Annotated in this window: 14 protein-coding genes and 2 rRNA genes (1 of these 16 running past the window's edge); 3 read left to right on the forward strand and 13 right to left on the reverse strand. The window is 68.4% G+C overall.

Annotation, left to right across the window (positions count from 1 at the left end):
- Positions 1-41: 41 nt before the first annotated feature.
- Positions 42-2,135, reverse strand: a complete 2,094-nt coding sequence (locus tag QRX50_RS01395; protein WP_285970185.1) for an ATP-dependent DNA helicase UvrD2 — start codon at positions 2,133-2,135, stop codon at positions 42-44.
- A gap of 64 nt (positions 2,136-2,199) precedes the next feature.
- Between QRX50_RS01395 and QRX50_RS01400 the strand changes: the two genes are divergently transcribed.
- Entirely contained in the window at positions 2,200-2,928 is a 729-nt protein-coding gene (locus QRX50_RS01400; protein ID WP_285970186.1) for a DUF4191 domain-containing protein, read from the forward strand.
- A 66-nt stretch (positions 2,929-2,994) separates the two neighbouring features.
- On the opposite strand, the gene QRX50_RS01405 is transcribed toward QRX50_RS01400, so the two are convergent.
- Complete coding sequence (locus QRX50_RS01405; RefSeq protein ID WP_285970187.1) at positions 2,995-3,480, reverse strand: RDD family protein; 486 nt, start codon at positions 3,478-3,480, stop codon at positions 2,995-2,997.
- Positions 3,481-3,655: 175 nt separating this feature from the next.
- Between QRX50_RS01405 and glnA the strand changes: the two genes are divergently transcribed.
- The gene (gene glnA, locus QRX50_RS01410) at positions 3,656-5,080 is read left to right on the forward strand and encodes a type I glutamate--ammonia ligase (RefSeq protein ID WP_285970188.1); all 1,425 of its coding nucleotides are present in this window, start codon (positions 3,656-3,658) and stop codon (positions 5,078-5,080) included.
- 213 nt (positions 5,081-5,293) lie between these two features.
- Here glnA and QRX50_RS01415 read toward each other — a convergent pair whose 3' ends face one another.
- Genes QRX50_RS01415 through QRX50_RS01425 form a run of 3 tightly spaced genes read right to left on the reverse strand, consistent with a single transcriptional unit; the run spans position 5,294 to position 8,863 of the window.
- Positions 5,294-7,465 carry a xanthine dehydrogenase family protein molybdopterin-binding subunit gene (locus QRX50_RS01415; protein WP_285970189.1) on the reverse strand — a complete coding sequence of 724 codons (2,172 nt, stop codon included), beginning with the start codon at positions 7,463-7,465 and terminating at the stop codon, positions 5,294-5,296.
- Positions 7,462-8,424: an FAD binding domain-containing protein gene (locus QRX50_RS01420; RefSeq protein ID WP_285970190.1), complete on the reverse strand. Its 963-nt coding sequence runs from the start codon at positions 8,422-8,424 to the stop codon at positions 7,462-7,464. Before QRX50_RS01420 ends, QRX50_RS01415 begins: the two co-directional genes overlap by 4 nt.
- Positions 8,411-8,863 carry a (2Fe-2S)-binding protein gene (locus QRX50_RS01425; RefSeq protein WP_285970191.1) on the reverse strand — a complete coding sequence of 151 codons (453 nt, stop codon included), beginning with the start codon at positions 8,861-8,863 and terminating at the stop codon, positions 8,411-8,413. The genes QRX50_RS01420 and QRX50_RS01425 overlap by 14 nt, the downstream gene beginning before the upstream one ends.
- Before the next feature lie 199 nt (positions 8,864-9,062).
- Here QRX50_RS01425 and QRX50_RS01430 point away from each other — a divergent pair, with 199 nt between their 5' ends.
- Positions 9,063-9,629, forward strand: coding sequence for a TetR/AcrR family transcriptional regulator (locus QRX50_RS01430; protein ID WP_285970192.1), 567 nt, complete (start codon positions 9,063-9,065; stop codon positions 9,627-9,629).
- A gap of 97 nt (positions 9,630-9,726) precedes the next feature.
- Here the strand turns inward: QRX50_RS01430 and QRX50_RS49355 are convergent, their stop codons facing one another.
- The 8 genes from QRX50_RS49355 to QRX50_RS01465 form a co-directional block, all read right to left on the reverse strand.
- Positions 9,727-10,044 carry a class I SAM-dependent methyltransferase gene (locus tag QRX50_RS49355; RefSeq protein WP_353074080.1) on the reverse strand — a complete coding sequence of 106 codons (318 nt, stop codon included), beginning with the start codon at positions 10,042-10,044 and terminating at the stop codon, positions 9,727-9,729.
- 79 nt (positions 10,045-10,123) lie between these two features.
- On the reverse strand, positions 10,124-10,252 hold the full coding sequence (locus QRX50_RS49360) for a class I SAM-dependent methyltransferase (RefSeq protein ID WP_353074081.1): 129 nt from the start codon (positions 10,250-10,252) through the stop codon (positions 10,124-10,126).
- Between the two features lie 101 nt (positions 10,253-10,353).
- Complete coding sequence (locus tag QRX50_RS01440) at positions 10,354-10,785, reverse strand: acyl-CoA thioesterase (RefSeq protein WP_220246551.1); 432 nt, start codon at positions 10,783-10,785, stop codon at positions 10,354-10,356.
- Positions 10,786-10,806: 21 nt separating this feature from the next.
- Positions 10,807-13,782, reverse strand: coding sequence for a bifunctional [glutamine synthetase] adenylyltransferase/[glutamine synthetase]-adenylyl-L-tyrosine phosphorylase (locus QRX50_RS01445; RefSeq protein WP_285970193.1), 2,976 nt, complete (start codon positions 13,780-13,782; stop codon positions 10,807-10,809).
- A 55-nt stretch (positions 13,783-13,837) separates the two neighbouring features.
- Positions 13,838-14,968, reverse strand: coding sequence for an inorganic phosphate transporter (locus QRX50_RS01450; RefSeq protein ID WP_285970194.1), 1,131 nt, complete (start codon positions 14,966-14,968; stop codon positions 13,838-13,840).
- 94 nt (positions 14,969-15,062) lie between these two features.
- Positions 15,063-15,812 (reverse strand): type 1 glutamine amidotransferase, encoded by a 750-nt coding sequence (locus QRX50_RS01455; RefSeq protein ID WP_285970195.1) that lies wholly within the window; start codon positions 15,810-15,812, stop codon positions 15,063-15,065.
- 186 nt (positions 15,813-15,998) lie between these two features.
- Positions 15,999-16,115: ribosomal RNA gene (gene rrf, locus QRX50_RS01460) — 5S ribosomal RNA — on the reverse strand.
- A gap of 56 nt (positions 16,116-16,171) precedes the next feature.
- A 23S ribosomal RNA gene (locus QRX50_RS01465) occupies positions 16,172-18,370 on the reverse strand; it runs 919 nt beyond the window's last position.

Consider the following 18,370-nt stretch of genomic DNA (forward strand, 5'->3'; position numbering starts at 1 on the left):
CGAGCAGCGGGTTCGCCGCACCGATCAGGGTGCGGACGCGGTCAAGACCGCATCGAGGCGCGAACCACGTCGAGCACCTCCGCGCCGAAGCGTTCAAGCTTCGTCGCGCCGATGCCGGAGATCGACACGAGCGCTCCGTCGTCGGTCGGTCGCTGTTCGGCGATGGCCATGAGTGTCGCGTCGGTGAACACCACGAAGGCCGGCACCTTGAGTTCCCGGGAACGCTCGCCGCGCCACGTCTTCAGCTTCTCCAGCAGCCCTTCATCCACTGTGGACGGGCACTTCGAGCACCGCCCCAGCTTCACCTCGATCGTCTGCAGCAGCGGCCCGCCGCACAACCGGCAGCGCGCGGCCTTCGAGCCCGGCGCCGACGACGTCTGCTGCGACCGCGCGACACGGGCGGCGGGGTGGTCCTCCGGGATCAGCCCGTAGAGGAACCGGCTGCGGCGGCGGTTGCGGCGGCCACCCGGCGTGCGCGAAAGCGACCACGAGAGTGACAGGTGTTCCCGCGCCCGGGTGACGCCGACGTAGAACAGCCGCCGCTCCTCCTCGATCGCGGCCTCGTCGTCGCCCGCGTGCAGGATCGGCATCGTGCCCTCGGACAGGCCGACGAGGAACACGGCGTCCCACTCCAGGCCCTTCGCCGCGTGCAGCGACGCCAGCGTGACGCCTTCGACCGTCGGCGGGTGCTGCGCCGCCGCGCGCTGCTCCAGCTCCGCGACGAACCGCGGCAGGTCGGCGTCGGCGAAGCTCGCCGCCAGCTCCTCGGCCAGCTCCACCAACGCGAGCAGCGCGTCCCACCGCTCCTTCGCCGCCCCGCCGGCGGGCGGCTGCTCGGTGAGCCCGACGCGCGCGAGCACCGACCGCACCGCCGTCACCAGGTCGAGCGAAGTCGGATCACTCGACGCGACGCGCAGCGCCGACATCGCCTGCCGCACCTCGGCGCGCGCGAAGAACCGCTCGCCACCGCGCACGAGATACGGGATGCCAGACTCGGACAGCGCCTGCTCGTAGGCCTCCGACTGCGCGTTCACGCGGAACAGCACCGCGATCTCGCTGGCCGACACTCCCCCGTCGAGCAGCTCGCGCACGCGCCGCGCGACCGCCGCCGCTTCGGCCGACTCGTCCTCGTACTCGGCGAAGCGCGGTTCTGGCCCCGGCGGCCGCTGGCCGACGAGCTTCAGGCGAGACCCCGCCGGACGCCCGCGCGCCGCCCCGATCACCCGGTTCGCCAGCCCGACGACCTCGGGCGTCGACCGGTAGTCGCGCTCGAGCCGCACGACGGTGGCCTCGGGGAAGCGCCGTGTGAACTCCAGCAGCGGCCGCGGAGAAGCGCCGCCGAAGGAGTAGATGGTCTGGTTGGCGTCGCCGACGACGGTGAGGTCGTCGCGGCCGCCGAGCCACGCGTCGAGCAGGCGCTGCTGCAACGGCGTGACGTCCTGGTACTCGTCGACCACGAAACAGCGGTAGCGGTCGCGGAACTCGACGGCGACGGCTTCGTGTTCTTCGAGCACGGCCGTGGTGTGGAGGAGCAGGTCGTCGAAGTCGAGGACCTGCGCGGAGTTCTTGATCTCCTCGTACAGCCGGTAGACCTGCGCGACCTGCGCCACCGGGGCCGGGGTGTCGCGCTGCGTGCGCGCGGCGACGGCCGGGTAGTCGTCGGGCGACACGAGCGAGGCCTTGCTCCACTCGATCTCGCTCGAGAGGTCGCGCAGCACCTCCGTCTCCGTGCTCAGCCGCGCGCGCTGCGCGGCCTGCGCCACGAGGCGGAACTTGTTGTCGACGAGGTCCCACGGCCGGTCGCCGATCACACGCGGCCAGAAGTACCGCAGCTGCCGGCGAGCCGCGGCGTGGAAGGTGAGCGCCTGCGCGGCGTCGACGCCGAGACCGCGCAGCCGCGTGCGCATCTCGCCCGCCGCGCGCGTGGTGAAGGTGACGGCGAGTACTTGCCCGGCGGAGACGTGACCTGCGCCGACCAGGTGCGCGATGCGGTGCGTGATCGTGCGCGTCTTGCCCGTGCCGGCGCCGGCGAGAACGCAGACGGGCCCACGCGGCGCGGAGGCGGCGGCTCGTTGCTCGGGGTCCAGCCCGTCGAGCAGGCCCTGGCGACTCTTCGGAGACGATGCGCTTGCCACCCCTCGATCCTCGCAGAGGGGGCCGAGGGATTCGTGGCAGGGCACGCGGCCGTATCCTGGTCAGATGGCGGGAAAGCAGGACAAGGAAGCGGCCAAGCTGGCCAAGCAGGAGAAGCGCGCGGCCGGCAAGGCGCGGCGCGGGCAGCTCTTCGAGGCGTTCAAGATGCAACGCCGCGAAGACCCGATGCTGATTCCTTGGATGGCCGGCTCGATCGTGGTCGTCGCGGGCGTCCTGTTCGGTGTCGGGTTCATCTTCAACGTGCAGTGGGCGCTGTTGCCGCTGGGCATCGTGCTGGGCGTGCTGCTCGCGGTGATCATCTTCGGGCGCCGTGTGCAGAAGACCGTGTACACGAAGGCCGACGGCCAGCCCGGCGCCGGCGCGTGGGCGCTGGAGAACATGCGCGGCAGCTGGCGCGTGACGCCGACCGTCGCCGCGACCACGCAGCTCGACGCCGTGCACCGCGTGCTCGGCGCGCCCGGCGTGATCCTCGTGGCCGAGGGCGCGCCGCACCGCGTGAAGGCGCTGCTCTCGCAGGAGAAGAAGCGCGTGTCGCGCCTGATCGGCGACACCCCGATCTACGACTACACCATCGGCAACGGCGAGAACGAGATCCCGCTCAAGAAGCTGCAGAGCACGCTGATGAAGCTGCCGCGCAACCTCAAGCCGCCGCAGGTCGACGCGCTCGAGGCCAAGCTCGCGGCGCTCGGCAACCGCGGCGCGGCCATGCCGAAGGGCCCGATGCCCGCCGGCGCGAAGATGCGCAACGTGCAGCGGACGATCCGCCGACGCTGACCCTGGTCCACGGAAAAGGCCTCCCGACTCGTCGCCGAGTGGGAGGCCTTTTTCTTGGGACTGTGGTCAGCGCATCCGGATCACGACGGTGCCGGTCACGCGGTCGAGCCAGCTGCGGCCGTCGGTGTTGCGGACGAGGGCGGGCACGATCACGACCGTGAGCACCATCCGCACCACGGCGCGCCAGGGGCCGACCATCGTGGCGCCGTCGAGGCGCGCGACGCGGACGCCCACGGCGCCCATGCCCGGCGTGAAGCCGAAGAACATCGCCGGCACGGTCGTGATGACGGCCCAGGCGACGCCGGCCCACCAGTTGAACGTCTGCATCGCGGCGACGTCCTGCAGGTCGTAGCGCACGAACAGCGTGGTGATCAGGCCCGCGAGCACCAGGTCGATGACCAGCGCCAACAGGCGCGAACCGAACCCTGCAACGGAGCCGACGCCGGCTTCGGGCAGGCCGAACGTTTCACCGGGCCATTTCGGCGCGGTTCGGTTTTCCGAGCCCGGACCGCTGCCGGTCCCGGGGAGCCATTCGCCCGTCCATCTCGCCACCCGTCCAGGGTATGCCGGTGGCGCACACCACATCCGCCCTGGTCGGATGGCGCGTGTCACGCCACCCGTTAACGTGTGTGAAACATACGGGTGACGGTCGGGCAACACCGCACTCTTAGCGTGAGCCGAAGAGAGTACTGCCGAGCGAGCTCGATCGAAGAAGGAGTCACCGAGGGTGCCCACTACTCCAGACGACATCCAGCGCCTGATCGCCGACGAGAAGGTGGAGTCCATCGACGTCAGGTTCTGCGACCTGCCGGGCGTGATGCAGCACTTCACGGTGCCCGCGAAGGCCTTCGACCTCGAGGCCTACGAAGAGGGCCTCGCCTTCGACGGCTCGTCCGTGCGCGGCTTCCAGTCGATCCACGAGTCCGACATGATGCTGCTGCCGGACCCCGAGACCGCGCGCATCGACCCGTTCCGCAAGACCAAGACGCTCTCGCTGAACTTCTTCGTGCACGACCCGTTCACGCGTGAGGCCTACAGCCGCGACCCGCGCAACATCGCGCGCAAGGCCGAGCAGTACATCGCCGAGTACGGCGTGGCCGACAACGTGTACTTCGGCCCGGAGGCGGAGTTCTACATCTTCGACTCCGTGCGCTTCGACTCGGCCGAGCACGCGTCGTTCCACGAGATCGACTCGGTCGAGGGCTGGTGGAACACCGGCGCCGACGAGGTCGGCGGCAACCAGGGCTACAAGACGAAGTTCAAGGGCGGCTACTTCCCCGTCCCGCCGGTCGACCACTTCGCCGACCTGCGCGACGACATCGTCCGCCAGCTGCAGGGCTCCGGCTTCGAGATCGAGCGCGCGCACCACGAGGTGGGCACCGCCGGCCAGACGGAGATCAACTACAAGTTCAACACGCTGCTGCACGCTGCCGACGACCTGCAGCTGTTCAAGTACATCGTGAAGAACACCGTGTTCAACGCCGGCAAGACCGCGACGTTCATGCCGAAGCCGCTCGCCGGCGACAACGGCTCGGGCATGCACTGCCACCAGTCGCTGTGGAAGGACGGCCAGCCGCTGTTCCACGACGAGTCCGGCTACGCGGGCCTGTCCGACACGGCGCGCCACTACATCGGCGGCCTGCTCAAGCACGCGCCGAGCCTGCTGGCCTTCACGAACCCGACGGTGAACTCGTACCACCGCCTCGTGCCGGGCTTCGAGGCGCCGGTTTCGCTGGTGTACTCGCAGCGCAACCGTTCGGCGTGTGTCCGCATCCCCATCACGGGCAACAACCCGAAGGCCAAGCGCGCCGAGTTCCGCTGCCCGGACTCGTCGGGCAACCCGTACCTGGCCTTCTCCGCAATGATGATGGCCGGCCTCGACGGCATCAAGAACAAGATCGAGCCGCCGGAGCCCATCGACAAGGACCTCTACGAGCTCCCGCCCGAGGAGGCCAAGAACGTCAAGCTCGTCCCCGGCGACCTCGGCTCGGTCCTCGACACCCTGGAAGCCGACCACGACTTCCTCCTCGAGGGCGGCGTCTTCACGCCCGACGTGATCGACACCTGGATCTCCTACAAGCGCGAAAACGAAATCGACCCGCTGCGGCTGCGCCCGCACCCGTACGAGTTCGCGCTCTACTACGACGTGTGATCGGCCGGCCGTGAACTGACGGCCAGGTAAGACGCGGGACGGCGGTCGAGGGAATACCTCGGCCGTCGTCCCGATTTTTTTTGCCCGTTTACTCGGCGTCCTTCGCGAAGCACCGCGCCGACCACTGCCGTTGTTGCGGCTCGCGAGGTGCATGAGACGGCCGCCGGGGCGGAAACCCCGACGGCCGTCTGTTCACACCCCCGCCGAAAAGGCTCAGTCCACCAGCAGGTCTTCCACCATGATCGGGATGTGGCGGACGCGGACGCCGGTCGCGTTGTGGATGGCGTTGGCGATGGCGGCGGCGACGCCGACGGTGGCGATTTCGCCGATGCCGCGGGCGCCGACGGCGTTGTGGAAGGTGTCGGGGTACTGGACGAAGTGGACGTCGATGTCGGGGATGTCGGCGTTGACCGGCAGGAGGTAGCCGGCGAAGTCGGCGTTGGCGAAGCGGCCGACCCCGTCCAGCTCGAGGGCCTCGTGCAGGGCCGCGGAGACGCCCCAGATCATGCCGCCCTTGATTTGGCTGCGGGCGAGTTTGTCGTTGATGATGCGGCCGCCGTCGAAGACGCCGAGCAGGCGGGAGACGCGGGCTTCGCCGGTGAGGCGGTGGACGCGGACCTCGCAGAACTGGGCGCCGAAGGAGCTGAACGAATGCTTGGTCAGTTCCTCACCGGGGGCGGAGGAGCCGTTGGCGGACAACGATTCCCGGCCGACAGCGCGAAGCAGCTCACCGAAGGGCATGGTGTCGGTGTCGCCGTGGAGGAGGCCGTCGGCGTACGTCACGATTTGCCCTGCGAACGGGGCGCCCGGCGCGGAGGCCAGGGCCAGCAGCGCGTCGAGGACCTCGCTCGCGGCGAGCATGATCGCGGTGCCGACGCTGGCCGTCGCGGTGGAGCCGCCGGACATGCCGCCCGGGGGCAGCTTGGAGTCGCCCAGGCGAGGCGTGATCCGGGACGGCGCGAGGTCCAGCGACTCGGCGCCGACGGACGACATGACGTTGAGCAGGCCCGTGCCCGGGTCGGCGCCGCTGGTGGCGACCTCCGCGGTGCCGTCGGCGTGCAGCGTGATGCCGACCGTGGCGGGGAAGCGGAGGGCGGGGAACATCGCGGTCGCCATGCCGACGCCGACGAGCCAGTCGCCCTCGACGCGTGCGTTCGGCCGCGGAGACCAGCCGAACTCGCGCGCGCCGACGGTGAAGCATTCGTCGAGGTGCTTGCTCGACCACTGCAGGTCCTTGCCCGGCGGGGCGAGCGAGCTGTTCCGTACGCGCAGCTCGATCGGGTCCATGTCGAGCGCCAGCGCGAGCTCGTCCATCGCGCTTTCCAGCGCGAATGAGCCCGGCGCCTCCCCGGGCGCGCGCATGAACGTGGTCGGCGGGATGTTGAGCGGCACCATTTTCTGGCTGATGGACAGGTTTTTGGTGGCGTACCACTCGCGTGAGGTGCCGTGCGAGGTCGGCTCGACGAAGGAGCGGTCCATCGCCGTGCTCGACCACGAGTCGTGGCGCAGGCCGAGGATCGTGCCGTCGGCATCGGCACCGATGGTGACCTTCTGCAGCGTCGTGGCCCGGGTGGCGGTCGCGGTGAAGACCTGCTCGCGGGTCAAGGCCGCTTTCACCGGACGGCCCAGCTCCCGCGCCGCCGCTGCCGCGAGGAACGCCGGCGTCGAGGTGCGGCCCTTGCCGCCGAACGCGCCGCCGACGTAAGGGTTGATCACGTGCACGGCCGCGACGTCCAGATCCAGCGCGCCGGCGAGCTCGGTGGCGATGAGGTTGCTGCCCTGGTTGCCGGTGTAGACCGTGAGCTCGCCCTCGTCCCACACCGCGACGGCCGAGTGCGGCTCCATCGCCGCGTGGTTCTGCGTAGCGGTGCGATAAGCGTGGTCCACCACGAACGGCGCGGCGGCGAAAACGTCCTCAATGGACTCAACTTCGTCGGCCAGCACCTCGATCTGCGGCGGGTTCCCCCGCGACTCCGGCGCGTCCTCGGCCGACGCCAGGCCGTCGTCGAACGACACCAGCGCCGGCTTCTCGTCATACGTGACGCGCACCAGCATCGCCGCGTCGCGCGCCTGCTCGAACGAGTTCGCGACTACGAACCCGATCGGCTGCCCGTAGTAGTCGACGTCGGTGTTGCGCAGCGGCACCCACGTCTCGCCCATGATCGGCGACACCGGCGGCGTGCGCAGGTCCAGCCGCTCAAACGGCGTGTACACCGCGATAACGCCGGGCGCCTCCTTCGCCGCATCGGCGTCCATGGTCTCGACCTGGCCGTGGGCCACGGTGCTGACCACGACGTAGCCGTACGCCATGCCCGGCAAGTTGTGGTCCATCGCGTACTTCGCGCGCCCGGTGACCTTCAGCGGCGCATCGAGCCTGTCGCTCATCGACGGCTCCCTTCGGTCAGCTCCAGCAGCGCGCGCACGACCGTGCGCTTCACCAGCGACACCTTGAACGAGTTGAACGCCAACGGCCGCGCCCCCTCGGCGGCCAGCGAAGCCGCCTGTACGAACGACTCCTCCGTGACATCCTTGCCCCGCAACGCTTCTTCCACCGCCGTGAGCCGCCACGGAACCGTCGCCACCCCGCCGACGGCCACCCGCGCGTCGGCGATCACGCCGTCCCGCACGTCCAGAGCCACCGCCGCCGACGCCAGCGCGAACTCGTACGACTGACGGTCGCGAACCTTGACGTAGGTGGAGTTCTCGGCCCAGTCGAGCCGCGGCACGCGCACCTCGGTGATCAGCTCACCGGGGCGCAGGTCGTTCTCCACGTCCGGCGTTTCGCCCGGCGTGCGGTAGAAATCGGTGAGCTTCACCGTGCGCGTGCCGGACTTGCCCGCGAGTTCGACCTCGGCGTCGAGCGCGACCAGCGCCACCGCGACGTCGCTGGCGTGGGTGGCCACGCAGGCGTCACTCGTGCCGAGGATCGCGTGCATCCGGTTCACTCCCGCCAGCGCGGAACACCCGCTGCCCGGATCTCGCCGGTTGCACGGCATGTTGACGTCGCGGAAGTACGAGCACCGCGTGCGCTGCATGAGGTTGCCGCCGATGCTGGCCATGTTCCGCAGCTGCTGCGAAGCGCTCAGCAGTAGCGCGCGCGAGATCGCCGGGTACACGCCGGGGTGCGCGGCGACGTCACCCATCCGTTCCAGCGCCCCGAAACGCAGGCCGTCGGTGGTGTCGATGCCGCGCAGCGGGAGGTCGTTGATGTCCAGCACCCGCTGCGGGGTGAGGACGTCGAGCTTCATCAGGTCGACGAGCGTGGTGCCGCCGGCGAAGAAGGTTCCGGACGCGTCGAGCGCGTCTTCGACAGTGGTGGGCGCGGTCAGCTCAAACGGTCGCATCGGCCCTCCTCGCCTGCTCGACCGCCGCCACGATGTTCGGGTACGCCGAACAGCGGCACAGGTTGCCGGACATGAACTCGCGGACGTCCGTGACATCGTCGCGCACAGCGGCGACGGCCGACATGACCTGCCCGGACGTGCAGAAACCACACTGCAACGCGTCCTGGTCCACGAACGCCTGTTGCACGGGATGCAATTCGTCCTCAGTGGACAGACCTTCGACCGTGGTGACCGGCTTGCGCACGGTGGCGGCGAGGGTGAGGCACGAAAGCACGGGTTTACCGTCGACGTGCACGGTGCAGGCGCCGCACTGGCCGCGGTCGCAGCCCTTCTTCGGGCCGGTCACGCCCAGGCGTTCGCGCAACGCGTCGAGCAGCGTCACGCCGGGTTCTACGGCGAGCTGTTCGACTCGTCCGTTGATTTCGAGGGAGATGTCCACTCGGATCTCTTTCCCGCAGATGTGGTGGGAGAAGCCGGCCACACGGTCGGCGTAAACTAGCGGATAGTGATCCGCTAGGACTCGTGTTTCCGAGGCTATCGGATTACTATCCGCTTCGCAATGAAAGTTGCCCTGGAGTCGCTCCAGGGCTGCACTAGAGTCTTGAGCAGGGAAGACGCCGCCGGGAACGGGAGGAACGATGTCGACGGGATCGGTCAGCCCGCGACGCGCGGACACCCGGCGCAACCACGAGCGCATCCTCGCCGTCGCGGCTCAGACGCTCGCGTGCTCGGGTGAGGTCTCGTTCAACGCCATCGCGAAGCAGGCCGAAGTCGGCGTCGGCACCGTGTACCGCCACTTCCCGACCGCGGCCGACCTCATCCTCGCCGTGTACGAGCGGGAGGTGTGCCAGCTCGTCGAAGTCGTGCCGGCGCTGCTGGAGCAGCGCTCGCCGGAGCAGGCATTCCGGGTGTGGGCGAGGGAGCACCTCGCCCACTACCTGATCACCAAACGCGGCCTCGCCACGGCTCTGCGCGCGGCCTCGAGCAGCGCCCAACTGCCGGCCCACGCGTACAAATCCCTGGTCGACGCCCTCGGCACCCTGCTGAACGCCAACATAGCCGCCGGCACCATCCGCTCGGACACGTCGGTGGACACGGTAATGCGCGCCATGGCGGGCTTGCTGCTGCTCAGGCCGGACGAGGACTGGAAGGCGGCTACGGAAAACCTGGTGGACTTCGTGTGGCGCGGCATGCGAGCCGACTGACCGGCCGAGTCCGACGTCCGCGACTTCCGCCGCCTCTGCTATTCCGCCGCGCGCACAATCGACTGGCGGCCGGAAACCTCAGCGAAGCGCTCTTCAGCTACTGGGACTGACCGGCCCGCGCGATGACCACGCCGCCGGGGACGCGCGCGTCCGGGTCGAGCAGGTGTTCCGATTCGACGGTGAAACCGGCTGCCCGCAGGAAGGCCGACATGGTGGCCGGGCGGCGGCGGTGGATGTGGACGTGCATGGGGTGGCCGCCGTAGCCCGAGGTCTTGCAGGTGGTCGTGTCGCCGACGTGGAAGCCGAGCAGGACCACACCGCCGGGGCGGAGGGCGCGGTGGAAGTGAGCGAGGACGGTGGGGACGAGGGCATCCGGGATGTGGATGAGGGACCAGAAGGCGAGGACGCCGTCCACGGAAGCCGTCGTAGCGGCAGCGCCGTCATCGAGCCCACCGCGAAGGGGACGCCGGCATGGGTGCGGCGGGCGAAGGCGATCATCTCGGTGAGAGGTCGAGGCCGAAGGCGTCGACGCCGAGCGAGCGCAGGTGGGCGGTGACCCAGCCGGGGCCGCAGCCGACGTCGGCGACGCGGTCATCGGCGAGTTCGGCGAAAAGCGCCAGCACGGAACGCAACTAGGGTTCGCCGGCGAGGCGGTCGCGGAGCTGTTCGGCGTAGCTGGCGACGACGGTGTCGTACGAAGTGCGGATCTCCGAGAGCCGGGAAGTCACTGCTCCCCCGTCGAGAGGACCTTGAGGTTCAGGCCGGCGCGTTCGAAGCGGCCGCGGGGGTCGTCGACGAGGCGGCGGGCCGCCAGGTCCATCAGGCCCACCGTGCAGGTGATCTCGGCAGAGAGGGTGCCGTCGAGTTTGAGGATGCGGGAGGTCATCCAGAAGACCTTGCCGTCGCCGAAGCGGGCGTCGCAGGTGACGTCGACGGTGTCGCCGCCGCGGAGTTCGCGGCGGTAGACGATGTGGGACTCCAGCAGGACCGGCGCGAGGTTTTCCTCGCGCAGCCGCGAATCGCCCGCGGATTCGAAGAGTTCGATGCGCGAGACCTCGCCGTAGGAGTGGTAGACGGCGTGGTTGAGGTGGCCCAGCGAGTCGAGCTCGTAGTGGCGCACCTTGATGCGGGTGCGGAACGGTTCGCGATCGGTCACGCGCCCCACTCTAGGTAAAAGCTAGTTCTCGTAAAACAGCTCCTCGACCACTGCGTGGGCGCGGCGCGTGACGCGGCGGTAGCTGTCGAGGAACTCGCCCGGATCGTCGTCGACGGTGTAGCCGAACACGCGCGCCACGGCGGCCAGGTCGCGGCCCGAGCTGGGCACCTCGTCGACGGCCTTGCCGCGCACGAGCATCCCGGCGTTGCGCACGCGCGTGGCCAGCAGCCACGCCTCGCGCAGGTAATCGACCGACTCCGCGGGCGCCAGACCCGTGTCCGCGAGCGCCGTCAAAGCGTCGAGCGTCGACGCGGTCCGCAGGCTCGGCTGCTCGTGCGCGTGCTGCAGCTGCAACAGCTGCACGGTCCACTCGACGTCAGCCAGCCCACCGCGGCCAAGCTTCGTGTGACGGGTCGGGTCGGCGCCGCGGGGCAGGCGCTCGGTTTCCACGCGCGCCTTGATGCGGCGGATCTCGCGGGCCTTCGTCGCGTCCAGGCCGCCCTCGGGGTAGCGGACGGGGTCGATCATCGTGATGAACCGCTCGCCCAGCTCCTCGTCGCCGGCGATGAACCGCGCGCGCAGCAATGCCTGCGCTTCCCAGACCTCGCCCCAGCGCTGGTAGTACGCGCGGTAGGACTCCAACGTCCGGACCAGCGGCCCGCTGCGGCCCTCCGGCCGAAGGTCCGCGTCGACGACCAGCGCCGGGTCGGAACTCGGCGCGCCCAGCATCTTGCGCACGGTCTCGGCCACCGACGAAGCGAACTTCGCCGCCTCGGAGTCCGACACGCCTTCCGCGGGCTCGCAGACGAACAGCACGTCGGCGTCCGAGCCGTAGCCCAGCTCCGCGCCCCCGAGCCGGCCCATGCCGATCACCGCGACGGTCGCCGGCGTACGCCCCAGCTCCGCCTGCCGCTGCCGGTACGCGGCGGCCAGCGCACCCTGCAGCACGGCGACCCACACGCTCGACAGCGCCTCGCACACGGCCGGAACGTCCAGCAGTCCCAGCAAATCCGCACAGGCCACGCGCAACAGCTCGTGCCGCCGCAACGACCGCGCAGCCGCCACCGCCGCGTTCAACCCGGGCTGACGCCGGACGGCCGCCCGCAGCGACGTCGCCACCTCGGCCGGCTTGCGCCCCGTCAGCCGAGCCGGTTCTCCCAGCAGCTGCAGCACTTCCGGCGCACGCACGAGCAGGTCGGGCACGAGCTTCGACGTCCCCAGCAGGAACGCGAGCCGCTCCACGACCGTGCCCTCGTCACGCAGCACACGCAAGTACCAGGGCGTGTCCTCCAGCGCCTCGGACACCTTCCGGTACGAGAGCAGACCGCCGTCGGGATCCGGAGTGTCGGCGAGGAAATCGAGCAACACGGGCAGCAGCGCCTGCTGGATCGCCGCGCGGCGGGAGACGCCCGCGGTCAGCGCCTTGATGTGCTGCAGCGCGCCTTCCGGCGCCGCGTAACCCAGCGCGGCGAGCCGGCTGGCGGCCTGCTTCGTCGTGAGCCGCAGCGCTTCCGTCGGCACGTTCGCCACGGACTGCAGCAGCGGGCGGTAGAAGACCTTCTCGTGCAGCCGCCGGATCCCCTGCGCGTGGCGGCGGAACTCCGCCAGCAGCTCCTGGCCCTGGCTGCGGCCACGCACCGCGCGAATCCCGCACGCGCGCGCGAGGATGCGCAGCTCGTCGGTGTCGTTCGACTCCGGGAACAAGTGCGTGCGCCGCAGCCGGCGCAGCTGCAGCCGGTGCTCGACGGTGCGCAGGAACTCGTACGAAGTCCCCATCTCGGCCGAGTCCGCGCGCCCGACGTACCCGCCCTCACCCAGCGCCGCCAAAGCTTCCATTGTGGACGGTGAACGCAGCTCGGGATCCACCCGCCCGTGGACGAGCTGCAGCAGCTGCACGGCGAACTCGACGTCACGCAGCCCACCGCGGCCCAGCTTCAGCTCGCGCTCAGCGTGCTCCGCGGACACGTGGTCCTCCACGCGCCGGCGCATCTGCTGCACCTCGGTCACGAAGTTCTCACGATCGGCGGCCGCCCACACCATGGGCGCGACCATCTCCGCGTACTGCTGGCCCAGCCCGGCGTCACCCGCGACCGGGCGCGCCTTGAGCAGCGCCTGGAACTCCCAGGTCTTCGCCCACTTCTGGTAGTACGCCGTGTGCCCCTCCAGCGTGCGCACGAGCGCGCCGCTCTTGCCCTCCGGCCGCAGCGCCGCGTCGACCTCGAAGCACGCCTTGCCGACCACCCGCATCATCGTGCTGGCCAGCCGCGTCGCCACGCCGAGGTCGCCGGCGCCGACGAAGATCACGTCGACGTCACTCACGTAGTTGAGCTCGCGCCCGCCGGTCTTGCCCATCGCGATCACGGCCAGCTTGCCCTCGGCGCTCGCCCCGACCTCCTGCTCGGCCGACGCGAGGCCGGCCTTCAGCGCGGCCTCGGCCAGGAGCGTCAGCTGGTGGGTGATGTCCTTGAACGACGGGTGTTCGAGCCCCTCCTCGACGAGGTGCCCGAGGTCGACGGCCGCGATGCCGAGCAGCAGCCGCCGGTACGCCGTGCGCAGCGCCTGCTCGGCGGCCAGTCCGGTCACGTACGTGCCGTCGTCCTGGCGCAGGTCCTCGAGCAGCCGGTCCGCGAACTGCTCGGGCACGGTGCAGCGGTGGTCGGCGAGGCAGTGCCACTCGCCGGGGTTGGCCGCGAGGAAATCGCCGAGCGCGGTGGACGTGCCGAGCACACCGAGCAGGCGGCCGCGGAACGTCCGGTTGTCGCGCAGGGCGCCGTCCAGCTCGGGCCACGCGCCTTCGTCGGCTTCGCGGATGCGGTCGAGACTCTGCAACGCGAGGTCCTGGTCGGCGGCGCGCGAGAGGGCCGCGAGCACGTCGGCGGTGCCCTCGACCGGTCCCGCGGCGTCCCACCAGCCCGCCGCGCGCAACTGGGCGTCGGCCTTGTCGTCGGTGAAGCCGTATCGGGCCGCCGATGCGGCCGTCCGCGCGCGCTCTGCCATCTCCTTCACCGTAGCCGGATCCGCGTCGGCTGAGCAGGCAGGCACGCGTTCACTTTCAGGCGGCGAGCCGGTCGGGTTCCGTGTCGGCGGCCGAGGGCTCCGGCACCTGGAAGCTGTGCGCCGTGACGGGGCGGCGGCGCGAGAGCACGTAGATGCCGGCGCCGATGGCGATGCCCACCACCCCGACGCCGACGGTCCCCGCCGTGCCGAGCGACGCGAGCTTCCCCGCGGCTGCGCCGACAAGGGCGGCCGCGGGCAGCGTGAACAGCCAGGCCACGACCATGCGTCCCGCCATCCGCCAGCGCACAGGCGCCTCGCGCCGGCCGACACCCGAGCCGACGATCCCGCCGGAGCACACGTGCGTGGTCGAGAGCGGGAAACCGAAGTGCGACGACAGCAGGATCACCGCGGCGCTGCTCGTCTGCGCGGCGAAGCCCTGCGGGCCTTCGATGTCGGTGAGGCCCTTGCCGAGCGTGTGCGTGATGCGCCAGCCACCGAGATACGTGCCGAGCGCGAGGGCCGAGGCCGCGCTGATGATCACCCACACCGGCGGCGCCGAGCCCGCGGGCAGGCTGCCGGCGCTGACCAGCGTCAGGGTGATCACGCCCATGGTCTTCTGTGCGTCGTTGGTGCCGTGCGCGAGCGAGACCAGCGACGCCGACACGATCTGCCCGACGCGGAAGCCGCGCCCGCCACGCCTGCGGACGAAGAGCTTGTAGACCAGGTACGTGAAGCCGGCCGCGACCAGGCCGGCGATGACCGGCGACGCGGCGGCCGGCACGAGGACCTTGTCCACGATCTTGCCGAAGTGCACCGAGTCGGCACCCGCCGAAACCCAGGTGGCGCCGATGAGGCCGCCGAAAAGCGCGTGCGACGAGCTCGACGGCAGGCCGATGTACCAGGTGACGAGGTTCCAGACGATCGCCCCGATCAGCCCACCGAAGACGATGGACGGGCCGATCTTGGCGTCGTCGACGAGGCCGCTGGAGATCGTCTTGGCGACCTCCACCGACAGGAAGGCACCGGCGAGGTTCAGCACCGCCGAGATGGCTACCGCGACCCGCGGTTTGAGCGCGCCCGTGGCGATGGAGGTAGCCATCGCGTTGGCCGTGTCGTGGAAGCCGTTGGTGAAGTCGAAGACGAGAGCCGTGCCGATGACGACGACGACCACTAGCGAGGGATCCACCCCGGTCCTCCGTACCTACGGGAGCATCTCTCGCAAGGTACCTGACCGATCGAGTGAATCGTCAACGCTGCGTTAGTGATCCATGCATCATCCGTTAAGCCAGCGGCAACGTGTGTTGACTCTCCGCCGCCGCGTCGAGCTCCCCGGCGGCCAATCGAACGAACCGGTGCGCGAACGGCCGCCAGGTCTCGGCGATGTCCGCGTGCACAGAGATCAGCTTCTCCGGCGTGAGCGCCCCCGGACGGGTGAGTTCCGCCATCTCGGGCTCGTCCTCGGCCCAGCGGCGCACGACGTCCGGCGTCGTCTCGATGTGGAACTGCACGCCGTAGACGCAACGTCGCAGACGGAAGGCCTGGTTCTGGTACAGCGGCGCGGACGCGAGCAGCTCGGCGCCGGGCGGGAGGCGCTTGATCACGTCGTTGTGGAACTGGATCACGTCCGGCATCAGCGGCAGGTCGGCGAACAGCGGGTCGGTCCAGGCGGCGTCCTTCTTGGAGACCAGCGCGGGACCGACCTCGGGCCCGTCCTCGCCGACCACGACCTGGCCGCCGGTGGCCGCGGCGAGCAGCTGGGCGCCGAGGCAGATGCCGAGCGTCGGGAGCTGCTTGCCGGTGGCCTGGCTCAGCAGCTTGCGCACATCGGCGAGCCACGGGTGGCGCTCGTCGTCCAGCGCGCCCATGCCACCGCCGAGGCAGATGACGCCCGCGTAGCCGTCGAGGTCCGTGGGCAGCTCGTTCTCCGGCGGCATTCGGGCATCGAGCTCGGCGCCGGCCTCGGCCAGCCAGTCACCGAGCGGGCCGAGGGGGTCGCCCGCATCGGGTTGGATGATCAGCAGACGTGTCACTCCCCCAGGGTACGGATTGGGCTGGGGAGCGCGGCCTCGGTGGGGCAGCCGGCGTTCCTGCCCGGGCAAGGCGCAGGGGTGGCCGGGCAAGGCGCAGTCGGCAGCGGGTGAAAATACCCGGAAATAGAGTTAGGCCCCGGGAGAATCGCTTGCGCGTTCTCAACCGGGGCCTAACCCTTACTTTTAGTTCGGCGGCGTCCTACTCTCCCACAACCCTTCGGTTGCAGTACCATCGGCGCTACCAGGCTTAGCTTCCGGGTTCGGAATGGGACCGGGCGTTTCCCTGGCGCTATAACCACCGAAACACTACGAAACACGCGTGGTGTTTCAGAACCGTAGAGTGGATGCGTAACATCTTTGTAGGCAAGTCCTCGGCCTATTAGTACCAGTCAACTCAACAACACATTACTGTGCTTCCATCTCTGGCCTATCAACCCAATCGTCTCTTGGGGGCCTTAACCCACATGGGGTGGGATACCTCATCTTGGAACAGGCTTCCCGCTTAGATGCCTTCAGCGGTTATCCCTTCCGAACGTGGCCAACCAGCCATGCCCCTGGCGGGACAACTGGCACACCAGAGGTTCGTCCGTCCCGGTCCTCTCGTACTAGGGACAGCCTTCCTCAAGTATCCTACGCGCGCGGCGGATAGGGACCGAACTGTCTCACGACGTTCTAAACCCAGCTCGCGTGCCGCTTTAATGGGCGAACAGCCCAACCCTTGGGACCTACTCCGGCCCCAGGATGCGACGAGCCGACATCGAGGTGCCAAACCATGCCGTCGATATGGACTCTTGGGCAAGATCAGCCTGTTATCCCCGGGGTACCTTTTATCCGTTGAGCGACACCCCTTCCACCAGGTGGTGCCGGATCACTAGTCCCGACTTTCGTCCCTGCTCGACATGTCTGTCTCACAGTCAAGCTCCCTTGTGCACTTGCACTCAACACCTGATTGCCAACCAGGCTGAGGGAACCTTTGGGCGCCTCCGTTACTCTTTAGGAGGCAACCGCCCCAGTTAAACTACCCATCAGGCACTGTCCCTGAACCAGATCATGGCCCGAGGTTCAGATTCCCAATTCGACCAGAGTGGTATTTCAACAATGACTCCACAGTAACTAGCGTCACCGCTTCACAGTCTCCCACCTATCCTACACAAGCCGAACCGAAAACCAATACCAAACTATAGTAAAGGTCCCGGGGTCTTTCCGTCCTGCCGCGCGTAACGAGCATCTTTACTCGTAGTGCAATTTCGCCGGGCCTGTGGTTGAGACAGCCGGAAAGTCGTTACGCCATTCGTGCAGGTCGGAACTTACCCGACAAGGAATTTCGCTACCTTAGGATGGTTATAGTTACCACCGCCGTTTACTGGCGCTTAAATTCTCAGCTTCACCCCCGAAGGGATTAACCGGTCCTCTTAACGTTCCAGCACCGGGCAGGCGTCAGTCCATATACATCGTCTTGCGACTTCGCATGGACCTGTGTTTTTAGTAAACAGTCGCTTTCCGCTGGTCTCTGCGGCCACCACTCCCTAGCCTGTAAAAGGCCTCAAGAGCACTGGCCCCCCTTCTCCCGAAGTTACGGGGGCATTTTGCCGAGTTCCTTAACCACAGTTCACCCGATCGCCTTGGTATTCTCTACCTGACCACCTGTGTTGGTTTGGGGTACGGGCCGTGCATGCACTCACTAGAGGCTTTTCTCGGCAGCATAGGATCACCCTCTTCGCCTCAAACGGCTACGCATCACGTCTCAGCCTATAGCCATGCGGATTTACCTACATGACGGCCTACACGCTTACACCAGGACAACCATCGCCTGGCGGAGCTACCTTCCTGCGTCACCCCATCGCTTGACTACTACAGAATCAGATCCCACGCTCCACAACACAGCTCCATCCGAAGACTTCACCATGCGCTTTGGGTGGTTAGTATCAACTGCCTCATCATGGGCGCACATGCTCGGGTACGGGAATATCAACCCGTTGTCCATCGACTACGCCTGTCGGCCTCGCCTTAGGTCCCGACTTACCCTGGGCGGATTAGCCTGGCCCAGGAACCCTTGGTCATCCGGCGGCAGAGTTTCTCACTCTGCATTCGCTACTCATGCCTGCATTCTCACTCCCACACCCTCCACCACTGGTTTCCACCGTGGCTTCCCTGGATGCAGGACGCTCCCCTACCCATCAACACGACTACACACGCTCCTCAAGGGAACACGCGGATCTATTGTGTCAATGACACAGCTTCGGCGGTGTGCTTAAGCCCCGCTACATTGTCGGCGCAGGACCACTTGACCAGTGAGCTATTACGCACTCTTTCAAGGGTGGCTGCTTCTAAGCCAACCTCCTGGTTGTCTGGGCAATCCCACATCCTTTCCCACTGAGCACACACTTAGGGGCCTTAGCTGGTGTTCTGGGCTGTTTCCCTCTCGACGACGAAGCTTATCCCCCGCCGTCTCACTGCCACACTCTCACACCACGGTATTCGGAGTTTGGTTGATTTCGGTAACCCGGTAAGGCCCCTAGACCATCCAGTAGCTCTACCCCCGTGGTGAAACATGTGAC

Source organism: Amycolatopsis sp. 2-15 (assembly GCF_030285625.1).
GTDB lineage: Bacteria > Actinomycetota > Actinomycetes > Mycobacteriales > Pseudonocardiaceae > Amycolatopsis > Amycolatopsis carbonis.